This is a genomic window from Pseudoalteromonas sp. C2R02, assembly GCF_018860845.1.
In the GTDB taxonomy this organism is placed as follows: domain Bacteria; phylum Pseudomonadota; class Gammaproteobacteria; order Enterobacterales; family Alteromonadaceae; genus Pseudoalteromonas.
On the sequence record NZ_JAHKQC010000048.1, the window covers coordinates 66908 to 91323 of the forward strand.

General features: G+C 34.0%; 28 protein-coding genes and 2 pseudogenes. 10 read left to right on the forward strand and 20 right to left on the reverse strand.

All coding sequences use genetic code 11. The features are described 5' to 3' along the window. Positions 1-108: 108 nt before the first annotated feature. Positions 109-396 (reverse strand): YciI family protein, encoded by a 288-nt coding sequence (locus KO527_RS23760; protein ID WP_216042722.1) that lies wholly within the window; start codon positions 394-396, stop codon positions 109-111. Positions 397-480: 84 nt separating this feature from the next. Between KO527_RS23760 and KO527_RS23765 the strand changes: the two genes are divergently transcribed. Further along, positions 481-807: a helix-turn-helix domain-containing protein gene (locus KO527_RS23765; protein WP_216042723.1), complete on the forward strand. Its 327-nt coding sequence runs from the start codon at positions 481-483 to the stop codon at positions 805-807. A 5-nt stretch (positions 808-812) separates the two neighbouring features. On the opposite strand, the gene KO527_RS23770 is transcribed toward KO527_RS23765, so the two are convergent. Beyond that, the gene (locus tag KO527_RS23770; protein ID WP_252734065.1) at positions 813-1376 is read right to left on the reverse strand and encodes an XRE family transcriptional regulator; all 564 of its coding nucleotides are present in this window, start codon (positions 1374-1376) and stop codon (positions 813-815) included. Between the two features lie 111 nt (positions 1377-1487). Between KO527_RS23770 and KO527_RS23775 the strand changes: the two genes are divergently transcribed. Further along, positions 1488-2663, forward strand: coding sequence for a benzoate/H(+) symporter BenE family transporter (locus KO527_RS23775; protein WP_216042724.1), 1176 nt, complete (start codon positions 1488-1490; stop codon positions 2661-2663). Positions 2664-2703: 40 nt separating this feature from the next. Here KO527_RS23775 and mepA read toward each other — a convergent pair whose 3' ends face one another. Continuing rightward, positions 2704-3543 (reverse strand): penicillin-insensitive murein endopeptidase, encoded by an 840-nt coding sequence (gene mepA / locus KO527_RS23780; protein WP_216042725.1) that lies wholly within the window; start codon positions 3541-3543, stop codon positions 2704-2706. Between the two features lie 40 nt (positions 3544-3583). Next, positions 3584-4015: an Lrp/AsnC family transcriptional regulator gene (locus KO527_RS23785; RefSeq protein WP_216042726.1), complete on the reverse strand. Its 432-nt coding sequence runs from the start codon at positions 4013-4015 to the stop codon at positions 3584-3586. A 146-nt stretch (positions 4016-4161) separates the two neighbouring features. On the opposite strand from KO527_RS23785, the gene yjeH reads away from it, so the two are divergent. The 6 genes from yjeH (at position 4162) to KO527_RS23815 (ending at position 10046) form a co-directional block, all read left to right on the forward strand. After that, positions 4162-5424, forward strand: coding sequence for an L-methionine/branched-chain amino acid transporter (gene yjeH / locus KO527_RS23790; protein ID WP_216042727.1), 1263 nt, complete (start codon positions 4162-4164; stop codon positions 5422-5424). A gap of 232 nt (positions 5425-5656) precedes the next feature. Next, a complete protein-coding gene (locus tag KO527_RS23795) occupies positions 5657-6499 on the forward strand; it encodes a MipA/OmpV family protein (protein ID WP_216042728.1) in 843 nt (280 codons plus the stop codon). An 11-nt stretch (positions 6500-6510) separates the two neighbouring features. Further along, positions 6511-6927, forward strand: a complete 417-nt coding sequence (locus tag KO527_RS23800; RefSeq protein ID WP_252734066.1) for a DUF3019 domain-containing protein — start codon at positions 6511-6513, stop codon at positions 6925-6927. A 5-nt stretch (positions 6928-6932) separates the two neighbouring features. Next, complete coding sequence (locus KO527_RS23805; protein WP_216042753.1) at positions 6933-7646, forward strand: response regulator; 714 nt, start codon at positions 6933-6935, stop codon at positions 7644-7646. Positions 7647-7658: 12 nt separating this feature from the next. Continuing rightward, positions 7659-8927: an ATP-binding protein gene (locus KO527_RS23810; protein ID WP_216042729.1), complete on the forward strand. Its 1269-nt coding sequence runs from the start codon at positions 7659-7661 to the stop codon at positions 8925-8927. 414 nt (positions 8928-9341) lie between these two features. Continuing rightward, positions 9342-10046 (forward strand): lipoate--protein ligase, encoded by a 705-nt coding sequence (locus tag KO527_RS23815; RefSeq protein ID WP_216042730.1) that lies wholly within the window; start codon positions 9342-9344, stop codon positions 10044-10046. A 101-nt stretch (positions 10047-10147) separates the two neighbouring features. Here KO527_RS23815 and KO527_RS23820 read toward each other — a convergent pair whose 3' ends face one another. The 14 genes from KO527_RS23820 to KO527_RS23885 all read right to left on the reverse strand — a co-directional run bounded on the left by KO527_RS23820 (position 10148) and on the right by KO527_RS23885 (position 21768). Next, positions 10148-10813 carry a hypothetical protein gene (locus KO527_RS23820; protein ID WP_216042731.1) on the reverse strand — a complete coding sequence of 222 codons (666 nt, stop codon included), beginning with the start codon at positions 10811-10813 and terminating at the stop codon, positions 10148-10150. After that, on the reverse strand, positions 10806-11363 hold the full coding sequence (locus tag KO527_RS23825) for a sigma-70 family RNA polymerase sigma factor (protein WP_216042732.1): 558 nt from the start codon (positions 11361-11363) through the stop codon (positions 10806-10808). The genes KO527_RS23820 and KO527_RS23825 overlap by 8 nt, the downstream gene beginning before the upstream one ends. Before the next feature lie 23 nt (positions 11364-11386). Beyond that, positions 11387-13123, reverse strand: a complete 1737-nt coding sequence (locus tag KO527_RS23830) for a VWA domain-containing protein (RefSeq protein ID WP_252734067.1) — start codon at positions 13121-13123, stop codon at positions 11387-11389. A 347-nt stretch (positions 13124-13470) separates the two neighbouring features. Next, positions 13471-13797, reverse strand: a complete 327-nt coding sequence (locus KO527_RS23835) for a hypothetical protein (RefSeq protein ID WP_216042733.1) — start codon at positions 13795-13797, stop codon at positions 13471-13473. 508 nt (positions 13798-14305) lie between these two features. After that, entirely contained in the window at positions 14306-14707 is a 402-nt protein-coding gene (locus KO527_RS23840) for a DCC1-like thiol-disulfide oxidoreductase family protein (protein ID WP_216042734.1), read from the reverse strand. Positions 14708-14765: 58 nt separating this feature from the next. After that, on the reverse strand, positions 14766-15308 hold the full coding sequence (locus tag KO527_RS23845; RefSeq protein ID WP_216042735.1) for a DUF4287 domain-containing protein: 543 nt from the start codon (positions 15306-15308) through the stop codon (positions 14766-14768). 93 nt (positions 15309-15401) lie between these two features. Next, entirely contained in the window at positions 15402-16253 is an 852-nt protein-coding gene (locus KO527_RS23850; RefSeq protein WP_216042736.1) for a hypothetical protein, read from the reverse strand. A gap of 272 nt (positions 16254-16525) precedes the next feature. After that, positions 16526-17101, reverse strand: coding sequence for a YdeI/OmpD-associated family protein (locus KO527_RS23855; protein ID WP_216042737.1), 576 nt, complete (start codon positions 17099-17101; stop codon positions 16526-16528). A 78-nt stretch (positions 17102-17179) separates the two neighbouring features. Further along, positions 17180-17389: a hypothetical protein gene (locus KO527_RS23860; RefSeq protein WP_216042738.1), complete on the reverse strand. Its 210-nt coding sequence runs from the start codon at positions 17387-17389 to the stop codon at positions 17180-17182. 118 nt (positions 17390-17507) lie between these two features. Further along, a complete protein-coding gene (locus KO527_RS23865) occupies positions 17508-18005 on the reverse strand; it encodes a YdcF family protein (RefSeq protein ID WP_216042739.1) in 498 nt (165 codons plus the stop codon). Between the two features lie 353 nt (positions 18006-18358). Continuing rightward, positions 18359-18724, reverse strand: coding sequence for a DUF2306 domain-containing protein (locus tag KO527_RS23870; protein WP_216042740.1), 366 nt, complete (start codon positions 18722-18724; stop codon positions 18359-18361). 192 nt (positions 18725-18916) lie between these two features. Beyond that, a complete protein-coding gene (locus KO527_RS23875) occupies positions 18917-19558 on the reverse strand; it encodes a glutathione S-transferase family protein (RefSeq protein ID WP_216042741.1) in 642 nt (213 codons plus the stop codon). A 165-nt stretch (positions 19559-19723) separates the two neighbouring features. Continuing rightward, positions 19724-20749, reverse strand: a complete 1026-nt coding sequence (locus KO527_RS23880) for a hypothetical protein (RefSeq protein ID WP_252734068.1) — start codon at positions 20747-20749, stop codon at positions 19724-19726. A gap of 140 nt (positions 20750-20889) precedes the next feature. Then, positions 20890-21768 (reverse strand): helix-turn-helix domain-containing protein, encoded by an 879-nt coding sequence (locus tag KO527_RS23885; RefSeq protein WP_216042742.1) that lies wholly within the window; start codon positions 21766-21768, stop codon positions 20890-20892. A 133-nt stretch (positions 21769-21901) separates the two neighbouring features. On the opposite strand from KO527_RS23885, the pseudogene KO527_RS23890 reads away from it, so the two are divergent. Beyond that, positions 21902-22337 (forward strand): annotated as a pseudogene (locus KO527_RS23890) (hypothetical protein). 90 nt (positions 22338-22427) lie between these two features. Here the strand turns inward: KO527_RS23890 and KO527_RS23895 are convergent. Beyond that, a complete protein-coding gene (locus tag KO527_RS23895; RefSeq protein WP_216042743.1) occupies positions 22428-23264 on the reverse strand; it encodes a methyltransferase domain-containing protein in 837 nt (278 codons plus the stop codon). Positions 23265-23480: 216 nt separating this feature from the next. Here KO527_RS23895 and KO527_RS23900 point away from each other — a divergent pair. After that, a pseudogene (locus KO527_RS23900) lies at positions 23481-23944 on the forward strand (hypothetical protein). Between the two features lie 54 nt (positions 23945-23998). Here the strand turns inward: KO527_RS23900 and KO527_RS23905 are convergent. Next, positions 23999-24298, reverse strand: coding sequence for a hypothetical protein (locus KO527_RS23905; RefSeq protein WP_216042744.1), 300 nt, complete (start codon positions 24296-24298; stop codon positions 23999-24001). Positions 24299-24416: the final 118 nt, after the last annotated feature.

Sequence of the window (24416 nt, forward strand, 5' to 3'; positions counted from 1 at the left end):
AATTACGATTAAAAAGCAATGGAATATTTATTTCATTGTGAAGTATTATTGTCAGTACACGCTAGTTTAGTTCAAATCAGCCCATAGGCTGATTTTACCTCACTCAAATTAAGCTATTATATCTTCATAATCTTTTGAAGCCATTACAGGAATAAATTCTGTAATAGTATAAGTTGCAGCACCGCTAATTATAAAAGGATCTGATTTTAGGATTGACTCAAGTAACTCCCTACTTTCGTGCTGCGATATTAAAATTCCTCCATTTCTTGGCACTTTACGACCACCAAACATTAATTTATTAGATTGATATTCTTGTTCAAGATAATGTTTATGTTTACTCGTTAAGTTAGCTGTTATTTTATTCATATCCGTAAAAATCATATCTACTAAAAACATATTTCCCTCGCTTTTTTAACTAATTAATATAATATCGCTACTTATTTCGTAGCATACCGCTACTATTTTAGAAGCGCAATACTTATGATAACTCCATTACCAAATAATTCAGTTAAAGGTTCAACATCAGGAATTGCTATCATGGCTCTTTTTGATCTTCTAGGCAGAAAATGGAATATGAGAATTATGTGGGAGTTACGTAATAAATCATTAAGTTTTAGAGCGCTACAAGAGCAATGTGGAGGAATGTCCCCATCTGTACTAAACACGAGAATAAAGCAACTTACAACAGCAAAGTTGGTTGCTTCAGAACCATCAGGTTATGAGCTAACCACTTTGGGTGTATCTCTTATGCAAACGTTAGATCCTCTGAGAGACTGGTCTAGACAATGGGAAAAAGAGTGCCAATAAATACCTTATAAATAACAAATAATATTATGAAAAATAGCAGGTGTTTTATGTAAGTTTCGATAGCCATGTATTTGGTTGCCACTAAACTTAGTACTATCTCCCGCTTTTAGTGCTTTCCAGTGATCATCAATATAAAAAGCCATTTCTCCTTGAAGCACTATTATATGTTCAAATACATTTTTATTGTGCGGCTCAGACATATGCTCATGATGCGGATTTAAAGTAATTTCAAAAGTTTCCATTTTTATTACTGCATCAAACTCAAAAATTGTTTTAATACTAATGCTTTTAGGGTTATCAGTTTTATTAACAACGGCTTCAGAGATTGAATCAAACAAAACCTGTTCAGTCAAAAAATAAGATAAAGGTAATTGAAATCCACTGGCAATTTGCCATAACTTAGAGATTGTAGGACTTGACTCTCCTCTCTCAATTTGACCTAACATGGCTTTTGATACGCCTGTATTTTTAGCACAGGTATCTAAACTCCACCCTTTTTGAGCTCTGGCATATTTTAGGTTTTTAGCTAAATGAACATTTACATCAGTAATAATTTTAGTCTCAGGCATATCTACAAATTATAAATTGAAATCACTTGTGCGTTATAACATACAATGTTAGCTTAGTCTTGTGCGTTTTAACGCACAACCTGAGAGGTTATTGACAATATTGAGACTAACATGCTAAAAATTCAAAACATTTTAAACTGGTCTACCCCAGGATTTATTGCCGTATTAATTGGCATGACCAGTTCTATTGCCTTTATTTATCAAATGGTTATTAATTTAGGCGGCGACTCCGCTATCGTATCTAGTTGGCTTTTAGTTTTAGGTTTAGCTATGGGCATTACTTCTATAGGGCTATCTCTATATTATAAAATACCTCTGCTAATTGCTTGGTCCACTCCCGGCGCCGCTTTACTTATCACAAGCACACAGGGTTTTAATATCAGTGAAGCTATCGGCGCTTTTATTGTGTGTGCCGTACTTATTTTTATCTCAGGTTTCAGTGGCATATTTGAAAAAATAATAAACAAAATTCCGCAACCAATCGCCAATGCAATGCTGGCAGGCATTCTTGTAAATTTCGGTATAGAAGTATTTAATTTGTTTGAACAAAACCTTTTAATAATTGCATCTATGTTAATGAGTTACCTAATAGCCAAAGCTTTTATGCCCAGATTCGCCATGTTGATAGTATTAATCATAGGTGCAAGCGCTGCGTATTTTGGGAATTTAGTTAACTTAAGTGATTTTCAGTGGCAAATGAGCCAATTTCAATATACGTCACCTAATTTTAATCTAGCCGCTATTATCAGTATTTCATTGCCTTTATTTATTGTTACTATGGCGTCTCAAAATGTGCCAGGTATTGCCGTTTTATACGCCCATGGTTATCAACCTAAGATTTCACCTATTATTAGCATTACAGGTTTTACCAATATATTAATTGCCCCTTTTGGCGGTTATGCAATTAATTTAGCGGCAATCACGGCTGCAATTTGCATGAGTGAAGAGGTAGATCCGAACAAAAAAAAACGTTACTGGTCTGCGGTATTTGCCGGTATTTTTTATATTATTATGGGACTATTTGCAGCCAGTTTAATAAATATATTTGATGCTTTGCCTTCGGCATTAATTTTAGCTTTAGCCGGCATTGCTTTATTTTCAACGATTGCAGCCAGTTTAAAGCAAGCTTTATCGCAACCTAGTTTATCAGAAGCGACTATCATTACATTTTTAGTGACAGCATCTGATTTAGTATTATTTAATATAGGCTCTGCATTATGGGGCATTATTGCTGGAGCCATTACTTTAATGCTTCAACAGAGTGCAAATAATAAAACCCCAAAATAGAAGTAAAGGAAGTCGCCAAACAGTAAAATAACAAGTCAGCTTATTTATTTGAAAGTAAAGCCTGACATTGTTCAGGTTTTATTTTTATCTTTTTTTTCATTGGTTTTTTTATCGATTTTTTTGCTGGCTTGGTAAATTGATTTCGCCACCAATTTAGTTCTTTACAACCATTGGTATCAGCTACTTGCTTTTGATTTTTACAATCGTTACTTTCTTTAGGGCATCTTAGCCTTACATGAATATGATAACTATGCCCCCACCATGGCCTAACTTTATTTAACCAACCATCGTCAATAAATGCCATATCACACAATTTCTGCTTTATTACTGGGCTTACAAATATACGTGCGACTTGCTCACTTTTGGCCGCCACTTTAATTAAAGTGATATGATCTGGATCCCAGATAGCAGTTTTGACTGTAAATTGTTTTTTATTGACTACATCCAATTTTTCAACAGTTTCTCTTTGTTTTAATGATAGCTTTTTCTCAAAGCTTCGAAGCCAAATATCTACATCTAACCCTGTTTGATGACTCGCATGTCCTGATTTAAAATTTCCGCCTCTGGGCATAGACATATCTGCGATTAATAAATCGTCTAGCCCTTGTGCTTTTGTCGCTATTGCTAAACTTTGAATAAAATTAATCAGGTTTGGATGACCATAAAAACGATTACGAGACGTGCGAATTACTTGAAAACCCTCCCCGGTTTCAGGCAAGACTGCACCACCCAATAAACAGCCATTATTATAAGTACCAACTGCATCAGGTTTATGATTACTCACTGTAGAGAAATCCTGCCATGAAAAGGAAAATGCGTGATTAACACTTAATACCATTATCAGAATTAAGTTTATCTTACAAAAAGAATGATAAAACATATGCCAATTTAAAAGGTAGAAAACTATTAATGATCATAGTTTATCTACAGTGATTATCTATCCATTCACTCATCACTACATGAGTTTTAATTTTTACAATGTCGATTTGTGCATCTAAGTGCTCTCGTATTTCATGAATTCGGCGCATTGAGTCTGCTTGTACATATACCAATAAGTCCATATCTCCGGTTATGCCACTACAAGTGATCACTTCAGGGATCGCTTTAAATACATGTACCACATCTGAGCATCTGGCACACTTATGCTGGATTTCAAAATACACTGAGACACCTTCTTTTTGTGATTCACTCAGTAATACTTGATAACCACGAATAATACCGTTTTGCTCTAATTTCTTTATACGCTCAGATACTGCTGAACGCGATAAGCTCACCGATTGCGCAATATTAGAGATACTTTCTCGAGCGTTAACTCTTAATTGCGCTATGATTGCTTCATCAAATTTGTCCATTAAAACCTCATAAAATCATAATGACGGCATAAATACTAATTACCGTCATTTTGTCGGTCAAAATTACTTTTTGTATAATAAGCATGACACATTGTCATCGGCTTGATGCGTATACTAACCCTATTAATATCAAGATGGAAAGCATGATGAAACATGAGTCAAAAAAAATAGGTCGTTGGCAAGGCGCGGGGTTAATGGCAACAACTTTATTAGGTACGGGCGTATTTATCTTACCGCAAATGACACTTAACATTGCGGGTGAAGGTGCTATACTTGCTTGGTTTCTGCTCACATTAGCGATCATTCCTGTTACTTTAGTTTTTGCAAAATTATCAGCAAAACTACCACATAATGCCGGTCCAGCATATTTTGTGGAACAAGCTTTTGGTCCGATTGCAGGGCGAACAATTGGTCTTATTTTTTTATTTGTTGTGCCACTCGGTGCGCCAGCTGCTATTTTAATGACCTTTCAATTTGTCGGTTCACTGATTGAATTAAATGGCTTAATTTTACTACTTACTGAGCTTAGCGTATTGCTGCTACTTTTTATGCTAAATTATCGTGGTATTCAAATATCAGCCAAATTGCAATTTATGCTTACCTTAGCAATTGTATCTGTGGTTGTTATTTTATTTGGTCTAAGCCAATCAAATTCAAGCATGCTTTTAGCCAGTGATTTACCAAAAACAGATATGAATTTAATTATGGCTGCTGCTGGATTAGCGTTTTGGAGCTTTTTAGGTGTAGAAGCCATGAGCCATTTAGCTAATGATTTTGAAAATCCTAAGAATGATCTGATACCGGCGATGATGATTGGTACTATTTTAGTGGGATTAATTTACCTCGCTTGTACACAAATTATTATTGAAGTACCTACAACAACGGAGCTAGCTATGGTCGGTATTTTTGATAGTTTATTAGGTAATTTTTTTGGTAATATTGGAGCTCAAGTTATCGGTGTTTTAGGCATTGCTGGCGGCCTTGCCACGGTAAATGTATATACCGCAAGTGTGGCACGTTTAGTCTGTAGTTTTAGTAATGATGGTGTTCTACCCAGTTATTTTTCAAAGTTAAACGCCCACCATGTACCTGCTCGCGCTTTATCTGGTGTATTAGTTATTATGGGATTTGTTTTAACAACTGTATTTGTTACAGGTCAAGACATTGAAGAATTGATTTCATTAGTTAATGGCGTATTTGTTGTTATTTATCTCGCTTCTATGTTGGCAGCCTTTAAGCTCTTAAATAAAAAATACATACCTTTAATTATCCTTGGGAGTTTATTTTGTTTAATGCTTGCATGGGGCTTAGGTTGGCAAATGATTTACGCTGCGGTATTAATCACTATCACGGTGCCTTTCTTATGGTGGCAACAATTATCACAGGTTGATAAACAATTGTCTGTGTAACATTCTGTTGCATCTTAGCCATCAACACAAAGGTAATAACTTCTTATTTAGTCACTATTTAGTTAATATGCATAAATAATCAAAAAAGGCACTTTAGGTGCCTTTTTTATGTTTTGTGAATTAGTGTATAAGCCAATGATACACTTTGTTACAGATGATGGATCTTGTTACGTCAAATAATCTGCTCATAAATATAATGACATGGCGTTTAAAAATTAAGGAAATAAATACCATGAACATAACTTTGAATAAAATCACTATCGCAGCCCTAACAGTATTAAGCACAAGTTTTACAAGTAATCTATTTGCAGCAGATATCTCTCACTCTCTTAGAAATACACAACAAGACAACACAACAGAAAACTATTTTGAGCTGGGTTTAGGTTTGGCTACAGGTGCAGGACCAACAGTTGAAGAAGATAAGGACAATGAATGGGCAGGCGGATTTCTAATTGTAAACGGTAGTTACAATTGGCGTGGCTTCTTTATTGAAAAGTTTGGTGAAAGCACAGATCCATTAGTATTAGGTTACAACGCTTATTCGAGTGATAACTGGTCATTTGATATTGTTTTAGCACCAAAAGGTCGTGGTATTCAAGGTGGTGAAAATGATAGATTTCACGATTTAGATGATCGCGATTCAGCCACTATGTTTGGTGGTCGTCTAACCGGATATATTGATGACAACATTGTACAATTTTCAGTTAAACATAATATTGGTAGCAATCATAATGGCACAACTGCATCAGCTTTAATTGGTCGTAATTGGCAAGTGAGAAATTGGAATTTTCATGGTATGGCTGGGGTACAATTTTTTGATGCTAAATTAAATGATTATTACTTAGGGATCTCTGCAGAGGAAGCCGCTAGAACTGATTTTGATGAATATACAGCTGGCTCAAACTTTAATCTAACAGCAGAGGTTGGCGTAACTTATCCTATAACAGAAGATTGGGTATTTCGCTCTACCGCACGCTTTGCACAATTTTTAGGAGACAAAACTGATAGCCCTATTTTTGTAGATAAACGCGATAATGCGATGTCACTTTCAACTAGCATTAGCTACGTTTTTTAGAGTATTTGATTATGAAAAGGACATTTTTAGCACTTATAAAACCTTTTAACTTTTATTTATTATCCGCTATCACTTGTTTGCTAATGTCATTCACATCAAGTGCATCAGAGTCAAATGCAAGTCTAGTTGTGACACCTAAAAACTGTGTTGCTTTGCATAAAGGCCAAAAATGCTACTTAGAAGTAACCTTTGATTGGCAAGCTAAACTAAACAATTACTGTTTAGTAAACAATACTCGAAGCCAAATTATGAAATGTTGGTCAGATAAAAGCTCTGGCCAATATAGCTTTGATTTTCAATCAACACAAAGTAATGACTTTAGCTTACAACTACAAGATTCAAATACAGATGTTGCACATGCTCAAATAGTGGTAGCTTGGGTATACAAGTCTAAGAAACGTTCAAAATCTAGCTGGAGACTATTTTGATAGATATGCCCCCTATGCAGCATATTATGTTAGTGGAAGATGATATGTCACTTGCCGAATGGTTTAGTGACTATTTAACAGAGCATGGATATCTTGTAACTTTAGTTAATAGAGGTGACTTGGCGATTGAGCTAATTGCCTCAGATAAGCCAGACTTAGTTGTTCTAGATATCATGTTACCCGTAAAAGATGGTTTTGATGTATGTCGGGAAGTAAGAGATTTTTATTCTGGCCCTATTTTAATGATGACAGCAAGAGATCATGAGATGGATGAGATCTTAGGTCTTGAATTAGGTGCAGATGATTATGTTACTAAACCAGTAAAACCGCGTGTATTGTTATCAAGAATAAAAGCACTCTTTCGTCGTGCAAATATTCAATCAGCACCTTTAGTTGACGATAGTAACACCCTATGTTTTGGAGAATTTGCGATAGATTATCACTCTCGCACTACAACATTATCAGATGAAGTGATCGCAGTTTCATCAAACGAATTTGATGTACTTTGGTTATTAGCACTAAAAGCCAATACATTAGTGACTAGACAGGAGCTAGTTACTGAACTGAGAGGCATAGAGTACGATGGTTTTGATCGCTCCGTAGATATTATAATTTCTCGATTACGAAAAAAACTGGGAGATAATGCAACCACACCTTATCGAATCAAAACGGTATGGGGAAAAGGTTATTTATTAGCAAAAGATGCTTGGACTAAATAACCGGAGTTCATTATGAAAAAACTAATTTTATCTTTAATACTCATTGTTATTTTTTCCATCATAGGGCTAGGCTGGGGGTTAGATAATTTATTTGCACAATATCAAACTAAAAATGAAATAGACGAGCTAAAACCTTATAAACAAATCACGACAGCTTTAGCACAAACTTTAGATGAACAAAGCGATATACAAGCATTTGTAAGTCAATGGCAAAAAACCAATGATTTAAAAATTAGCTTAATTAATTTAGAAGCTTTCCCTTTACCGCAACCTTTACAACATAGCTTTAAATCGGGTAAACCGCTCACTTTAGAGTCTGATAATGATATTTTGATCCATGTTGTATTACCAAAACATCAGCATGTTTTGGTATTAACTTTACCCCAATTGATAAATGAGCATGACAATAGTCAACTACAGCTGATATTCACCTCTATATTTTATATCACCTTATTACTGATTTTATTTATTTGGTTATACCCTTTAATTAAACATTTACGACAATTGGGGATCACAGCCAAAGCCTTTGGAGAAGGTAAATTAGAGCAAAGGATCACAATAGATAAAACATCATATATTGCTGGTATTGAAACCGAGTTTAATAAAATGGCACAAAGAATTGAAACTTTGATCAGTGATAATCAATTACTGGGCAATGCTGTTTCTCACGATTTACGTACTCCGCTTGCACGACTTAGATTTGGTATTGAGGCTTTAGAAGAAACTAACAATCCAAAATTGCGTGAAAAATATCAAAAGCATATTAGCCGCGATGTTGATGAAATGGAAAAATTAGTTGCCGTTTTATTAAACTATGCGCGATTAGATCAAGCTATGGTTGCAATTGATAAAAGAAAAGTTGTCATTCAAGATGTAATAAGTGATTGTATTAATACAATTAACCCTAAACACATTGAAATTGAATTTATACCTAATAAAAATTTAACTTTGTTGGCTGATATCAATTATCTATCTATGTTGATTAATAACTTATTAAGTAATGCAATCCAATATGCAAGCACAAAAATAGTTGTAAAAGTAATTCAAAACGACAATATAATAAGTTTAATCGTTGCCGATGATGGCCAAGGTATTGAACAATCAAAGCGTCAAGAAATACTTAAACCTTTTACCCGTGGTGATAATGCTATAGATAAACAAGGTTATGGTATGGGACTTGCGATAGTAACGCGAATTGCACAGTGGCATGAAGCAAATTTGAAAATAAGCCAATGTATAAACCTTGGTGGAGCTGAATTTAGCATTATTTTTAAAGGCTGAATTTTATATATTAAACATAAAGAAATTAAAGAGGAAATAGCGTACGATTTTCTCTTTAATAAAAATATTAGCCCATTGCATAGAGTATCAAATCCTGAAATATCAAAGATAACTCGAATAAATTTTCGATATTTATTTCTGAGAATCATGACTGGTTTTTACTACCATGGCTACAAGTGACTCTAAACTTATGCCAAATTTATTATCTGAAATACTAACATGATAAATAGCAATTAAAATAAGCAATAAAAAATATATAAATGCTTATAAGCTAGGTTTAATCAGATATAATTTATACTTAAATTTATTTATCTAAACATAGTTAATATTACTATTTACTTTATTACACTTATCTCGTTTTAAAGGTATAGTACTGACATACTTAGGATAGTAACTACATATTGAAAATGCCCCATGAGCAAAACTCGCAACAAACTCATTCGTTACAATAATATTGAAGTACAAAGTGCTTTTGATAAAGAGGCCGAGCTATTAGTTCAAGTACAAAATGATGAACTCGATCAATGTCTGATGTTGTGGCAAGCAAAAAGTCCTACACTTGTTTTACCTGCAGGTAATAAATGGCCAGAGTCAAACACATTAAAAGAAGCGCTCAATGAAAATGATTGGAACTTACTTTCTCGAAAAACAGGTGGTGCACCCGTACCGCAATGCCCTGGCGTTATAAACCTATCCCATATCTATGTTTGGCCAGAAGAGCTGCCTTATTCTATTACCAAGGCTTATCAAGATTTATGCGAAATATTAAATGCATTTTTTGAAGGTTTTGGACTAAAGAGTGAAGCTCATGCAACTGAGTTTTCATATTGTGATGGCGACTACAACCTTAATATTAATGGTAAAAAAATAGTTGGCACCGCGCAGCGTGTAATTCTTAAAAAAGGTGGCGGTAAAGTAGTATTATCCCAAGCGTTTATTTTAATCGATGCATTACTAGATGAATTAATTAAGCCAGTAAATTTATGTTATGAAATATGCGAAAAAACAGAACGTGTAAAAGCACAAGTACACACATGTTTATTTAAGCATATAAACGAGCGCCCAACATTAGATGAGATTTATCAAAAAATAACCCAAGAATTTATAAAACATAAATAAATCAATACCATTAAAAAGGGGTCGGAGTTAATTAATTTAGGAACAAACAAATGTACCTAAATTAATTAACTCCGACCCCTTTATTTTCTTTAATCTAAAAGCTATTCAATTTCAAAGTATTCTGGATAAAGTTTTTTAAGTTCAATTTTCATATTTGGATTTTTTTCGGCTATCTGCAATACCATTTGTTTTGCTTGCACTGCTTCACCCTGTTTAATCAAATCATCAATATTTTTCAAAATAGCAGGATCTAAACTGATAGTGTCTAAATTTATAGCACCGCTACTTCGCATTTTTAACGCCTTAGATTTTTGCATCTGTGAAGGGGCTTTATATTCTCCCCCCTGTGTCTTTATAGGACCTTGTAATGTTGCTGATCCTTTTGAATTCATAGGTGCTTGTTGCATTTCATTTATTTCAACTTTGATCTCTTCTATTGCTTGATCAAATACTTGTTCAATTGCCTTTTCTGATTCTTTTTCGGAAAATGATGTATCTTGTACTGGAGATACTTGCTTTTTAAACTGCGGTGCCGATTCTATTTGTAAATTATTTTTATAAGCGGGTTCATTTTCAAAATATAATAATGACACTAAAACCATAGATGCTGCGGCAGGCATCATATATCGCCACTTATGAGAATATTTAACTTCACTTGTTGTCTTTTTTGCCTCGTTTAAAATCGCTAAATCGATGTCTTTAGAAGGCGTTTCAGTAGCACCAAGTTTGTAGAGTTTATCTAATTTTTCGTTGTCAATTTCATTCATAAACAGAGCCCTTAAATTTACTTTTTATGCATATTTTTAGTTTCGAATATGCATATCGAATTCTGCTTTTTATTGTTTCTTTATCACAGTTTACAATGTTAGAAATTTCTAGCAGATCAAATCCAGCTTCTTGTTTTAAAATAAAGGCTTCTAATTGCACTGCAGGTAATGCTTTTATACACACTTTAAGCTGTTTTATAACATCTTGCTCAGCTAAAGTATCAGCAAAATTATTATAAGAACCAGAATCAAGCTCATCCATGTCATTAATATCAGAACTCACTAAAGTGAATCGCCTATATTCATCAATTAATAAATTATGAGCAATATGGTAAACCCAAGTAGTGAATTTAGCGCTATTTTGGTAATTGTCTTTTGCCTTAATGACTTTATGCCATACATCCTGATATAGCTCTTCAGCTTTATGACTATCTTTACATTGGCGATTAAAGTAACGATATAAAGGCCCTTTGTGCTTTAAATACAGCATTTCAAAAGCCTTTATATCTCCTGCGACGTATCGCATCATTAAATCTTCGTCACTAATCATTTTATCCTTAAATTATTTTTTATTTACAATGCCTCTGCTGCTCTCACTAACTGAATAAACTCTGCTCGGTAGCCAAATTCATCCACTCCTTTATTTAGCTTAGCAAGCGCAATCACATCTTGATAAGTAAAATCTTGCATATATTTACCACCTTTTAATAATTGAGCAAAACCAGATACAGCAGCAGAAAAACCTAAACTATTACTTAGTTGCTCACTGTCAGTTTTAATATCTGAACGCATAATTACTTTTGATAATAGGTTACTTTTTTCACTACTCGGTGCTTTGTATCTCAATTTAATAAATGCCAATTCATTTGATTTTAGGTTTGATTCTTTTACTTGTTTATTTTGATAACGTAAATCATCTATTTGTTTATTTTTAGAGTCAGCTAAGGTGATTTCATATAAAGCAGTGACAGTATGCCCTGCGCCCATTTCACCTGCATCAACTTTATCATTATTAAAGTCTTCTTGTTTTAATTGTCTGTTTTGATAACCAATTAATCGATATTCGGCAACTTGATCTGGGTTAAATTCAACTTGAATTTTCACATCTTTAGCAATTATTTGCATAGTAGAAGATATTTCATCCACTAACACTTTTCTAGCTTCATTAATATTATCGATATAAGCATGATTACCGTTGCCAATATCCGCTAATTGCTCCATTAAGGCATCATTATAATTACCACGACCAAAACCTAGCGTAGTCAAAGCAATGCCTGATTTTCTATTCTTTTTAATGATCTCTTTTAAGGCATCAATAGATTGTGTGCCCACATTAAAGTCGCCATCAGTCGCTAAAATAACACGATTAACCCCATTCTTTTTGAAATTTTGATGGGCCAACTGATACGCTAATTTTATGCCTTGGCCGCCATTAGTTGAGCCTCCTGCTTGTAACTTATCTAATGCCATAGATATTTCATGTATCTCATTACCTTTAGTCGGTTTTAATACAACACCTGCAGCGCCAGCATATACAACAATAGAAACAGTATCATCTTGGTCTAGCTGTTTAGATAACATCAATAAACTGCGTTTTAATAAAGGTAATTTATTTTCTGAATTCATTGAGCCCGATACATCAAGCAAAAACACTAAATTAGCATCTTTTAGCGCTGATTTTTCAATCTCAAATCCTTTTAATCCAATTTTAAGCAATTGTCTATTTTGATCCCAAGGAGAAGCTGCAACTTCTGTATATAAGTTAAATGGCGTATTTACCTTTGAAGGCGCTTGATATTGATAATCAAAATAATTTATAAACTCTTCAATTCTTACCGCATCAGATGGTGGTAGTTTTCCCAAGTTGATCATACGTCTACTATTAGTATAACTACCTGTATCTACATCTATTGAGAAAGTAGACACAGGCTGAGTTTTAGTTAATTTAAGTTCATTTTCTGGATCATCACTGTATTTTTCTGTATTTGGGGTTTCAGTATGAATGGGTGCAATTATTGGTGGCGGCAAAACGATTCTTTGATGATAAGCTTGACCAGGTGCCACACGCATTAACATGGCCTTAGCTTTAGGTCCTGATGCCCTTTGCTTTGTTACTTCAATATCACTGGCCATACTTTCTGTTTTTATTTCTTTAGATTCAGTTATTTCTATTTTTTCGCGCTGCTGATTATCCTTTTTATCATTAACAACATGCTGTTCATCATTGTTTTTTGTTTGCGGACTACAGGCACTCATCAAAGATAATGTAATACCTGATAGTAAAATTGATTTTGTTAAAGCTGTGTTCATAGTCATAACCTTTAAAATTAAATTGTATTACTGGTATAAACGTCAGCTTTTTTAAAAAGGGTTAAATTATTTTATATTTTTTAAATAAACTGAGCTTTAAAATAATTTTTTTGGAATAAATATCTGATTACTTGGATGGAATATTCCCTAAGCAATATGGTGATTAATTGGATGATAAACCCAATACACTCATTTAAATGATCTCTAAGTTCTAGGTTTTGGTTTGAAATTAATATATATAAGCTACTGTTAAAAATAATAAAGGAACCATTTAGGTTCCTTTTTTCATTAATCTGAATTTATTTTGTGATGATTCGCATTAAATAAACCCTTTTAGTAGACTCTTATTATGAATTGAAGGCTTTATTTGAAGTGATTCTGGCAAGTCCTTTAATTACTCTATAAATAGACCAAACCCACACACCTAAAAGAATAAAATAACCAATAACAAAAAATACTGTTATAAATCCGATTATCCAAATCCCTAAACCCCACCAAAAGGTGTTAGTTATATTAGTATAATGATCTTCAAATAATGTGCCTTTAGCTTCATCTTTTTTGACCATTGCCCAAACAGCGCCAACAATCCATAAAATACCCGTAAACAAACCTGCTACCATCAGGGCATATGCTATAAGAGCATTCGTTTTAGCGGCATCATCTTTTATACTCATTGAAGTTGTAGCGTATTTCTGACATTATTTTCTCCTTGGATTGTCAGTTGGTTAAAGGTCATTACCTATCATATGAAGCATTCATTCAGCTTCAATCGATAAAAAATAAAGTAACAGTATTCAATGAGGTAGTAAACTTAACAACCGTTATTTACTTAAAAATTCACTAAAATCTTATCTACTCAGCAATGGCAATTTATTAAGATCCATAACTGAATAATTTAAAAGTGCAATCCGCTGTAAACGAACTGATAATCCCCCATAGCTAAAATATTACGCATTTAAGTGCATATACCAAAATGAACGAAAAAAGTGTCTCTTCGAACCAAATTTTCCGCAGTAACGTGGGGGAGAGCTCAATTTTAGAGATATTCGAATTAAGGAGGAACGCATTTTCCTCGTACAAAAATTGTGATTTATTTTTAATCCAGAAGTAATTCCAAAACATGAAAAAAACTTAATTATTAATTTATGTTTATTTCAAAATAAGTCTGTTTTAAATGAGTAATTATTCCAAAAACTTACTTTTAATATCTGTAGTAGGCATCATACATCTATCAGTTTTGCCAAAAAGGCTATACCTATTTCGGGCAAGTAAACGATAAAAATAATCTCTAAACGGCCTAGGTAACAATTTAAACACTCTGAACAAATACCAATATCCAGATAAATCTTTTGTAATTTCTAATGCCGCATCAGTTCGATAAAAGCATTTATTATTTTTAATAAGTAAAAAAGTATCAATGCCCACATCTTTAACATTATATTTAGCAATTAAATCATGTGCAGCTTCACTTTGCATAGGAGAAAAAAGAAACACATTGTTATGATCTCGTTTAATAATAAAGTTGACTGAGTAATTGCAAAACTTACACACGCCATCAAAAATAATAACATTTTGAGTGTTCATACCTCTCCCAACAATATAGTTATTTGATAAACACTCTTTATCATTTGTAATAGCTAATTTAAACTGATTGATCGTATGCTTTTGATATCCATTCAATAACTTCTTCGTCTACGTCAGATAAACTATTAAGCTGTATTCTGTGAGTACACATAGTACCAAATGGGCCTGAAGCTTCTAAACAGCCTTGTATTTCAATACCTTTGAGTTTCAAACCTAAGTCTATTCTGGTTTTAGTCGCGGGCTTAATTAAAGCAAACTGTTTTTTTCTAATTAAACTGACACTTGCTTTTTTTGGTGTAATTACAATATCATCACCCAATTTTTTTATTTCTGATACTAGCATTTCATAAATAGGCTTTAGCAATTCTTTACCTTTATATTGTAGTGAAAGTAAATCTTCAGAAGGTTCTGTTTTTTCCCTAAATAAAGTCACAATCGTATTTGCAAATCCATGAGTCACATCATGCTCTGTTTTTAAATAAAGCACAGCTTTTGAATGTTTCTCAAAATGCTCTTTAGTCAATAATTGAAACCATTCTTCTAACTTCTTTCCCGTTTTCTCAGGCATATTATCAATCATTGTTTGCAGTGCTTTATCCATTTACGCCACCTTTTTATTTGAAAAATAGTATCCAATTCAGTATCGCAATAAGCATAGCGCGTATTGCCTCAGTGGTGTAGTTTAGTATATGGCTTACAATTTAGGTCTGAGGCTTGCTATAATCTGTGCATCTACCCAGTAAATATCTCCCTTGTCACCACCATAACCTCTATGAAAGAAAAAATACTTGCCATCAGGTGATACACTACCGTAGGCTTCAGCAAATTCTGTATTTATCTTTTCACCTAAGTTAATGGCTTTACCCCATAAACCACCTTTTTGTCGAAAGCTAATATAAAGATCAGCACCGCCCTGTCCACTTTCTCTTTGATCATCCCAAATCAAATAAGACTCATCTGGCGCAATAAAAGGGTGGGCATTCCATTTGCCAAATTCTATATTCATCGTTTTTGGCTGTTCATATTTACCGTCTATTAATCGAGAATAGCGAATTGGTGTTTCTGATGCCTCATCAAAATAGTAAGTGCCTTTAGATGAAACCGTCAATCGCATGATCCTTAGATCATCAAATGGCATGCCAAGACTTTTCACTTTTGACCAACCAGAATGTGTTCTTTCCCTATATTTTTTTCCCAAATATAAAGTATTACCATCAAGTGAAACAAAGGGTTCACCCGCTCTAGGCGGCACAACTGATTCAACCCATTGGTTATTTTTATATTGCATCACAACCAAGGTATTATTTTTATTTTTCCCGCCCCTTCTTCGAAAATAAAATTCCTTTAGATCAGGTGAAAAAGCTGCTTCCGCTTCCCTATGTTCTGTTTTAATTAATTTAGGAGCAAATAACTGGGGTATTAAGCCCGGTGGTTTTTGCCCGAGATAGGCGTTTTCTATAACTGAAAAATCATCTTGGCTATAACTTTTATTACCGACAGCCATAATAGCTAACAATAGAATAATCGAACGACAAATATACTTCATAACTTCCCCTTGTTTTAAAATCAATGAATAATTTGACTACGTAGTATTTGATTGAACAAGTGAGCAGTTTAAGCATTCGACTTTAAAATACTTGACGTCATTATGATTTATAACTGATTTTGTTCTGATATCGATAAACATCTGATTACTTAAATATAATTTGAAAAATATTAGGGTTGTAGTTGATAAAATTAGTCATAAAAAATAGATGGTACAAATCTATTGGAGAAAATTACCTGATCACATAGAAATGAAGAGTACATTCTAGCCACTTATTTTGGTTTTTCTTCATTAAGCAGCATTGTCATATATTTTGTAAAGCGTCTGTGCCTGGTATCAACTTTCTTTGCACTTGTTAAGCCGTAAGCGATAACATAACGGTTTGATTTATTGAGTTTTTCAAAAAAGCATTTTGCCCTAGATTGATTTTCCAATTCAGCTAAAAAATCATCAGGCACTTTAATTTCACTTATCACATAAGCGCTTTGCCAACGACCATCAGCTTTAGCTGCACGAACATGCACAAGACCAGATTCTTGCATTCTTTTTGCAGCGATTAAACGCTCAACATGCTCTGTATTCCTTTTAGACCAGTTACTATTTATTTTCCTTGGTGTTATACGTTGGAGATAAGCTTGGTCATCAATTGATTTTTTTATACCATCAATCCAACCCCAACATAAAACTTCTATCACCACATCATTCCAAGTAACACTTTGGACCTTTGTACTTTTTTTAAATATCTTTACCCACAACTCACTTTCGGTTGCATGATTCAACTTAAGCCAATCACCCAAGTTTTCAGGTGTTGGAAATGTCATGATTTTTAATGGATCTACCTCAGGCATAAAATTAAGCTCTCTTAAAAAATTGTAGCTGCGGATTTTCTTTATCTTTTGCTATCTTTCAATATTATTTTTATAAAGTTAAATCAACTTTGACAGCCAATGCATTATATTAGGTAAAAAATTGTAATGTGCTTCATCGATCAATACTATAGGGCGATTTAATTGTGAGAAGGTAGTTTTAGTATTTTTAGGAATAAAATCAGGATCGGGTTGTTGATAACCATCAGAGCAAGATACCACTCCAACTAAGAGGAAGCCTAAAAAAATCACCTTTTGTATCAATTGCATTTAAATATTCCATATGAATCACCGCATCCCGAGATAAAATATACTAACGAGCTAAGTAACGCTTGCTAATATTGTAACAAAAAGTGGAACAGAACAAGGTTTACATTTTCCTTCTATTTTATGTATAAGCTTTTAAATTGACCTTTTCTCGATCGATTGCATTTTTTTCGTGGTTAATTAATTTTTGAAACTCTTCTTTATTTACAATAGTTTTAGCCTCAGAATATTCGAAATCTAAATCAGGTAATACATGATTGAATACTAATTTAGCGCGTTCCATATGAAAATCAGACGTGACTAAAATACAACGGCTAATAGCGTGTTGTTCTAATATCGGTTTAGCTAACTTAGCATCCTCTAATGTAAAAGAACTAAACGCGATTTCAATAAAGGATGATGGGGGAATACCCTTTAAAATTAAATATTCTTGTAAATATTGTCCGTGAGGGATATGCGTTAAATTAAAATGTTCGCCAAAACCACCGGTACAAAGTAATTTGCATTGCCCTGCTTTTTTATATTCTTCAAGTGCTATTTTTGCTCTTGAAATGGCGATAGGTAATAAGTTTCCATCTTTATCATTTGGAGAACCTAATATCACTATTGCACTACTCATATTTTGCCCTAAGTTGATTTAGTTTTTTGTGCTGTAACAAGTAAATTTACAAGTGTTTTTTTGAAAAGTATACATGTACTTTGCAATAGAAAAAGCCCTAATTAGAATCTAAAATATGGAGAATGCTCACAGACGTACCTATTCATCACTTTCATAACAAAAAATATCACGCGGCCTAAATAGACTTAACTCTGTGTTTTAGTATAGGTTTGCGATATTCCTTTTCAGTCATAAAAACTTGTCTATATTGATTTATTGCCTAAGTATTGAGATTGAAAAAATCTAAGTAACAAACTAAATAAGATAATGTTATAAAATGGCGCTCAGAAACCTAATATTTACTTTATAGATATTTAAAACAATATACTATGAAGTAAACGTCCTTCAACACTTGCTGCAATAACAGCTGAAATGACAGTACCAATGAAAGCACCAAACATGCAACCAATATGAAGCTGTTTATTGTGCTTATAAATTGCCAATATGCCAATTAAAACTGTGACAATAACTAAGATGGCAAATAAATGAAGCCAAGTTAAACTGCCAGTCGGCATTATAAAAAAAGAACTAAAAGAAGCGATTAGCATTAAAGCCACCCAATACTTGCCATTTAATTTATGTAAATGAGTGCCTTTTTCTAATACTAAATTTAGAAAACCAAGAATGATTGAAAGAATAACGACAAGTAAATGTATCTGAATTGGCAGTGCGATATCCATATGCGTTCTAAATTCCTAACGCCTCAAAGATTGGCGTAACAATACTTGGCTAAAATAAGTAATAAAGGAGCACAAGCCAAGCATTCTGAGCCCTTTTAAAATAATTGATAACTTTATTGCGAAAATACATTGATACATTTTCACCTTGCTTAAGCTTTTTAGATTGTCAGTCCGATTGTATTGCTTTTTATATTAGAATCCTTCTCTGGCTTTAAGCTCTGAAAAGTCACTCATTACCCATTTTTTGTAACCAGGACGTTCATTAAGTTTTTCGTACCAACTACATACTAAATCAGGCAATTTAACAGTTAACCCTTGTGAGATTAACCGATAGATCACAGCACCAACTACTATATCAGCTAGGCTAAAATTGTCTCCTGCTAAATATTCTGATTGAGATAATTGCTTCTCAATTGCCTGCAAGCAGTTTATACATGTATCCAAATCTTTATTTACCGTTTCCATATCTCGTTTATCTTCAGGCTTTCTATAATATCCCCAAAAAGTTCCCATAAATGCGGGTTGAAAAATTGTTTGTGACCAATCTAACCACCTTTCACTTAATGATCGCTCATAAGGACAAGCAGGATACCAACTCTCGTTTCCATAGCTTGCTGCCAAATACCTTAAAATTGTATGTGATTCCCAAATAGATTTGCTGCCATCGATCAGTACTGGCACTTTTTGAAGTGGATTCAACTTTACAAACTCACTTTCATCTAAGCCACCAAAGCGACCCCCAAGCTCAATATGTTCATATTTAACATTCAATTCTTCTAACAACCAAAGTACTTTTTGAACATTAAATGATGTTGTGCGACCGAAGAGTTTCAATATTATTTCCCTTTAACTTATTGAATTTTTTATATCAGTCGATGCTGATTTGAAGTACAAATAGGAGGAGCCATTAATTTTAACCACTTCCTGTTAAATAAAAAAGGCGAGATTTTAAATCTCACCTCTTTTAAGTTTTATGTATTTTAAGCCAACGATGTTCCTTTAGCTAACACCATTTTTATATATGAAGCTAAATACATGATTGAGTATTTGTTTCTGTATCGCCTTTCTATTTACACCTTCTCGATCATTACACAAAGATACACCTTTTACTTTTCGGTCAGAATCACATTTATCAATATATACAAAATGTCCGGCCCCCTGTTCAATACCAACTAAATTCGCGCCTTGAATATGATCCGCATAGTATTTTGAATGTGTGTTATAAGGCAAAAAATCATTTTCTACAGAGCCAAGAACCAAAGTTGGCACCTTTATACTCTCAAGGCTTGTTTCGCTAGCCGCATGACCTAAGGCCGGATCGAATGCTATCACTACAGCAACTCGTTCGTCTCGCATTTGTGATTGTAGTAAACCAACTTTATTTAACATTTCTTTATTCATTGGCTTACGTTTTTTATGCTTCCCAAAATCACAACCTTTATCACCTTTTGCCATTTCTGTAGCGCAATAAACTTCCGACTTACCGGCTTCTAAATTTGCTCCCGCCATAGCTAAAGATGTAAACCCGCCTGAAGAATGCCCTAACATTATTATTTTGTCTGTTTCAAGTGAACGATTAAATAGACCTGTTTTAGATAAACTATCGATCGCAAAGCTCACATCTTGTGGTCGCTGCCAAAAACGCATAACCGTACTTGGATCAATCGTCTCAGGACCATAAACCCAAGACTCTCCAAAATGTGCAATGCCAGCAACAACCCAGCCTTGAGATGCTAATGCATATCCCAACCAGTTCATTTCTCGAGGAGACCCAAAAGCACCATGTGAGATAATAGCAACCCGTTTACTGTCTTGCTTTTGTGATAGACAAATCGTTGCTTCACAGGATTTTGAACCACCTTGATACCAAAACTTAATCTTAGCTGGACGATTTAATTGCTGATTAAAAAAGTCGACTTCTGTTGTCTTAAGTTCAGTTATGTCGCTAGCAAAGACTGGTGTACTGCCAATAAAAGCAAGCAGCATAAGAGTAATATAATAAAATTTTGTTGTTTTTAAGTTCATAGTTATCTCTCTTTATTTTTCCTTAAACATTCTATTGTTCAACTATAACTTCAGGATTAAATTAAGCTGTGCAGAAAGTGCGTTTTATGAAAAAGCGCCTCTTCATTCAAAGTTTTATAATTTATCTCCTAATTAAGCTGCTATAGTGCGCCATCATCTACAGCAAAATACAACTCGGTTTTAAGTGCTTCAGGATCCGTATCCATAGGGTTATTCAGATATAACTGTACAATTTGTTGATCTTTGAGCTTAATATTATTAGGTAAAACCCATTGAGCATAAACTTGAGAAATGGTTTGCCACATACAATAGTGCGGACCTGTATGCGTGAAACAGGCCCATCTTCCACCACGCCATTTAAAAAATGCTAGCTTTTCACTGTGAGCAGATAGACCTTCAACAAAACCTGCAAAAAATCGACTTTCAGTTTGTTCCCCTGCCCATGGGTTATCAACTGATACACCAATAGGCTGTAACTGCGTATAATTTAATGGCTCAGCCATAGTAGCTAATTGACCGTATAACTTTCCAGCTACTACGGAAAAGGATTGTTCATTAAACCCTTTACCATATAAGCCTAAAATTTTTTGCTCCGGTAACGTTTTCCAAACAGGTTCAATTTTTTGGTCCGTTAATATTTTTTTAGGCTTTAAGCTTCCTGCACGCTCATTACTAGGCAATTTTCCTTGAATTACATCACTTGGCGTAACAGAGAAGTTCTTTTTAAACGCGCGAGAAAAAGATGATGGAGAATCATAGCCGACGCTCATAGCGACATCTATAATATTGTGGTTACCTTGTTTGATTAAGTGCAGTGCCTTTTCTAGCTTATGTCGCTGAATAAATTCGCCTAACTGGTAACCTGTTGCCGCAAAAAATATGCGATTAAAGTGATATTTAGAGAAGCCAGTATAACTTGCCAGATCATCCAAACTGATAGTCTTGTCGCTGTGATTATAAATATATTGCCCGACCTGGCTAATGATTTTTGCGTTCTTATTACTAAAGGTTTCTATCACAAGTTCTCACCTAATTTCTATCTTCCATGTTACTTATATCTATTCATTTCACTATTTATAATCATTGATTCTGCTACAAAGTATTACGCCTATCTGTAATACTTTATTGAGCAAATATAAAGAAGGTAGCTCAATGGCTTTTTATAATAGCGCACATCCATACTACTGCGGTATAAATTTACATGCACGCCTTTTATATGCCTGTATCATTGATTTTAAAAGCAAAATTATTATCCACAATAAAATTAAAACTGACAGCTCTCAACTCCTAGCATTACTGAACCTTACATTGGCAACCTTGTTATCTGTGTGAAATGTATGTATTACTGGTACTGATTTTGTTTTAGGCCACGCTTATACATGACAAATTCGTTGGGTATTAATGTTAATTACAAAGCTGAAGCTGCTGTTTTACATTTAATAGGTGATGATAAAGCGATGAACGATATCAATAAGTTACAGAAACGTATGAGTAAAACCAAGGCATTATCGGTTTTACTCATAAACTTGGTCGCTTTATGCTGAAAAATAAAACTGCATTCGATAAAGAAAAGTTTTTAAAGAATTAAGTCGCGCACTAACACAATTGACTGTGATCCGACTCATATGTGTTATATGCGCATTATAAATTTCTCTTTTTATACAGCTACTAACTATGATTAAATTTTAACAAATTTAAGAGTCATTCGATCTGACTCACCGATTTTTGTGTAGATCTCTTTGTCTTTTTCTTTCAGTGCAAGGCTAGGAGGTAGTGTCCAAACGCCTTTCTCATAGTCTTTCGTATCTTTTAGGTTAGCGTTTATTTCTGAACTAGCTACTAATTTAAACCCAAACGACTCAACTACACTGATAAGATCTGATTGTTTCCAACGTCCACGTTTCGAAGAAACTTCACGATTTTTTGTAGAGCTTTCAGCTTCTCTGTGTTGCACAATCGCCAAAACACCACCATTTTTCAATATCTTCCAAGACTGCTTTAGTCCATTATCTAATCTTCCTTGGTTTTGCCAGTTATGCATAGTACGCGTAATAAAAACAAAATCTAACGACGCTTCATCTACAGGTAACCCCTCAACGGCTGGCAACCAAGTGCCAATAGCGTTATTCCCGTATAAGTTTTGTTCATTTTTTATTTTCTCTGGATAAGCAGAAAGTTTTTTTGCCCAATCAGGCCACTTGCCATAGTAAGCAGGGTTGTGTTGCAATCCCACATACCTTCCCTTATCTTTCAATAAAGGTGCAAGTATATGTGTATACCAACCGCCGCCAGGTGCGACTTCACCAACTGAGGAAGTTTCATTAATTTCAAAGAATCGTAACACTTGATCAGGGTTACGGTATTTATCTCGTTTGATTTCTTCCACTGTACGGTGTGAATTATTGTGAACTGCTTGCCATATAGCATCTTTATTACTTGATTCAGCCAATACATTTTTAGCATTAATAGTTAAAAGTAAAAATGTTACGCCTACAAAAAATCTATGTTTACCCATCTTCTATCTCCTTATATTAAATATTTAGTGTTAATTTAGATTACCAGTGCGTATCGCCACATTAAGCGGATATTTATAGTTGGCTAAGATAAATGAGGCACGAACACGAGCTAAGTGTTTTGTCCTTGTTTAACAGGTTGATAATCATTGAGCCTCCTCCAAAGTATCGCGTTTATACGTAATACTTTAGTGACCAAACATAAAGGAGTAAGCTCAATGAACTTTTATAATAGCTCACATCCATATTACTGTGGAATAGATTTACATGCACGCCTTTTATATGTCTGTATCATTGATTTACAAGGCGAAATTATTGTTCATACCAAAATTAAAGCTGACAAGTCTCAACTTCTCTCATTACTTGAACCTCACATTGACAACGATGTTTTCGGTGTGAAATGTATACATTACTGGTACTGGGTTTGTGATTGGAGTCAGCAGCAAGGCATTGATTTTGTTTTAGGCCTGGCTTATACATGACAAATTCGTTGGGTATTAATGTTAATTACAAAGCTGATGTTTTACATTTAATAGATGATGATAAAGCGATGAACCATATCAATAAGTTACAGAAACGTATGAGTAAAACCAAGGCTCTATCGGTTTTAACTTATAAGCTTGGTCGCTTTATGCTAAAAAATAAAACTATATTCGACGAAGAAAGGTTTTTGAAGAATTAAGTCACGCACTAACACAATTGACTGTGATCCGACTCATATGTGTTAGTGAGTTAATTACCAGTTTATCTGAGCAAAAACTAAAAACAATGCTACATAGTTAAACGTCAATACAAACCTAAACCAAGTTGGAAGCATTCTTTTAAAGAAATACAAAGTAGTAAAAAATATAAAAGCCATACATGGAACAACTACAAAAAAAACGGCAAACCCACGAGCCATTCCAGCTCCAGCCGCATCATTTCCAGTGCTGTAATCATCGAAGAAATAAATTGAGATTAAAATCCAAGCGACTAATTGTAATATTAGGATAGCAAATGCTCTTCGGGGAGTTCTTGATCCTTCAGCAACTTCCATATTGACTCACTAAGCCCATTTAAGGGGCTGATAATAGTTTGCTAAAATCGTGTAGCGTAGCGAAACCGAGCAAACTGTTAGCAGTCCCACTTTAAATTCTTGATAATCATTGAGCCTC

Coding starts and splice junctions, on each gene's coding strand:
- KO527_RS23760 (WP_216042722.1), bottom strand. CDS start 396: ATGTTTTTAGTAGATATGATTTTTACGGATATGAATAAAATAACAGCT.
- KO527_RS23765 (WP_216042723.1), top strand. CDS start 481: ATGATAACTCCATTACCAAATAATTCAGTTAAAGGTTCAACATCAGGA.
- KO527_RS23770 (WP_252734065.1), bottom strand. CDS start 1,376: ATGCCTGAGACTAAAATTATTACTGATGTAAATGTTCATTTAGCTAAA.
- KO527_RS23775 (WP_216042724.1), top strand. CDS start 1,488: ATGCTAAAAATTCAAAACATTTTAAACTGGTCTACCCCAGGATTTATT.
- mepA (WP_216042725.1), bottom strand. CDS start 3,543: ATGTTTTATCATTCTTTTTGTAAGATAAACTTAATTCTGATAATGGTA.
- KO527_RS23785 (WP_216042726.1), bottom strand. CDS start 4,015: ATGGACAAATTTGATGAAGCAATCATAGCGCAATTAAGAGTTAACGCT.
- yjeH (WP_216042727.1), top strand. CDS start 4,162: ATGAAACATGAGTCAAAAAAAATAGGTCGTTGGCAAGGCGCGGGGTTA.
- KO527_RS23795 (WP_216042728.1), top strand. CDS start 5,657: ATGAACATAACTTTGAATAAAATCACTATCGCAGCCCTAACAGTATTA.
- KO527_RS23800 (WP_252734066.1), top strand. CDS start 6,511: ATGAAAAGGACATTTTTAGCACTTATAAAACCTTTTAACTTTTATTTA.
- KO527_RS23805 (WP_216042753.1), top strand. CDS start 6,933: ATGCCCCCTATGCAGCATATTATGTTAGTGGAAGATGATATGTCACTT.
- KO527_RS23810 (WP_216042729.1), top strand. CDS start 7,659: ATGAAAAAACTAATTTTATCTTTAATACTCATTGTTATTTTTTCCATC.
- KO527_RS23815 (WP_216042730.1), top strand. CDS start 9,342: ATGAGCAAAACTCGCAACAAACTCATTCGTTACAATAATATTGAAGTA.
- KO527_RS23820 (WP_216042731.1), bottom strand. CDS start 10,813: ATGAATGAAATTGACAACGAAAAATTAGATAAACTCTACAAACTTGGT.
- KO527_RS23825 (WP_216042732.1), bottom strand. CDS start 11,363: ATGATTAGTGACGAAGATTTAATGATGCGATACGTCGCAGGAGATATA.
- KO527_RS23830 (WP_252734067.1), bottom strand. CDS start 13,123: ATGAACACAGCTTTAACAAAATCAATTTTACTATCAGGTATTACATTA.
- KO527_RS23835 (WP_216042733.1), bottom strand. CDS start 13,797: ATGAGTATAAAAGATGATGCCGCTAAAACGAATGCTCTTATAGCATAT.
- KO527_RS23840 (WP_216042734.1), bottom strand. CDS start 14,707: ATGAACACTCAAAATGTTATTATTTTTGATGGCGTGTGTAAGTTTTGC.
- KO527_RS23845 (WP_216042735.1), bottom strand. CDS start 15,308: ATGGATAAAGCACTGCAAACAATGATTGATAATATGCCTGAGAAAACG.
- KO527_RS23850 (WP_216042736.1), bottom strand. CDS start 16,253: ATGAAGTATATTTGTCGTTCGATTATTCTATTGTTAGCTATTATGGCT.
- KO527_RS23855 (WP_216042737.1), bottom strand. CDS start 17,101: ATGCCTGAGGTAGATCCATTAAAAATCATGACATTTCCAACACCTGAA.
- KO527_RS23860 (WP_216042738.1), bottom strand. CDS start 17,389: ATGCAATTGATACAAAAGGTGATTTTTTTAGGCTTCCTCTTAGTTGGA.
- KO527_RS23865 (WP_216042739.1), bottom strand. CDS start 18,005: ATGAGTAGTGCAATAGTGATATTAGGTTCTCCAAATGATAAAGATGGA.
- KO527_RS23870 (WP_216042740.1), bottom strand. CDS start 18,724: ATGGATATCGCACTGCCAATTCAGATACATTTACTTGTCGTTATTCTT.
- KO527_RS23880 (WP_252734068.1), bottom strand. CDS start 20,749: ATGAACTTAAAAACAACAAAATTTTATTATATTACTCTTATGCTGCTT.
- KO527_RS23895 (WP_216042743.1), bottom strand. CDS start 23,264: ATGGGTAAACATAGATTTTTTGTAGGCGTAACATTTTTACTTTTAACT.
- KO527_RS23905 (WP_216042744.1), bottom strand. CDS start 24,298: ATGGAAGTTGCTGAAGGATCAAGAACTCCCCGAAGAGCATTTGCTATC.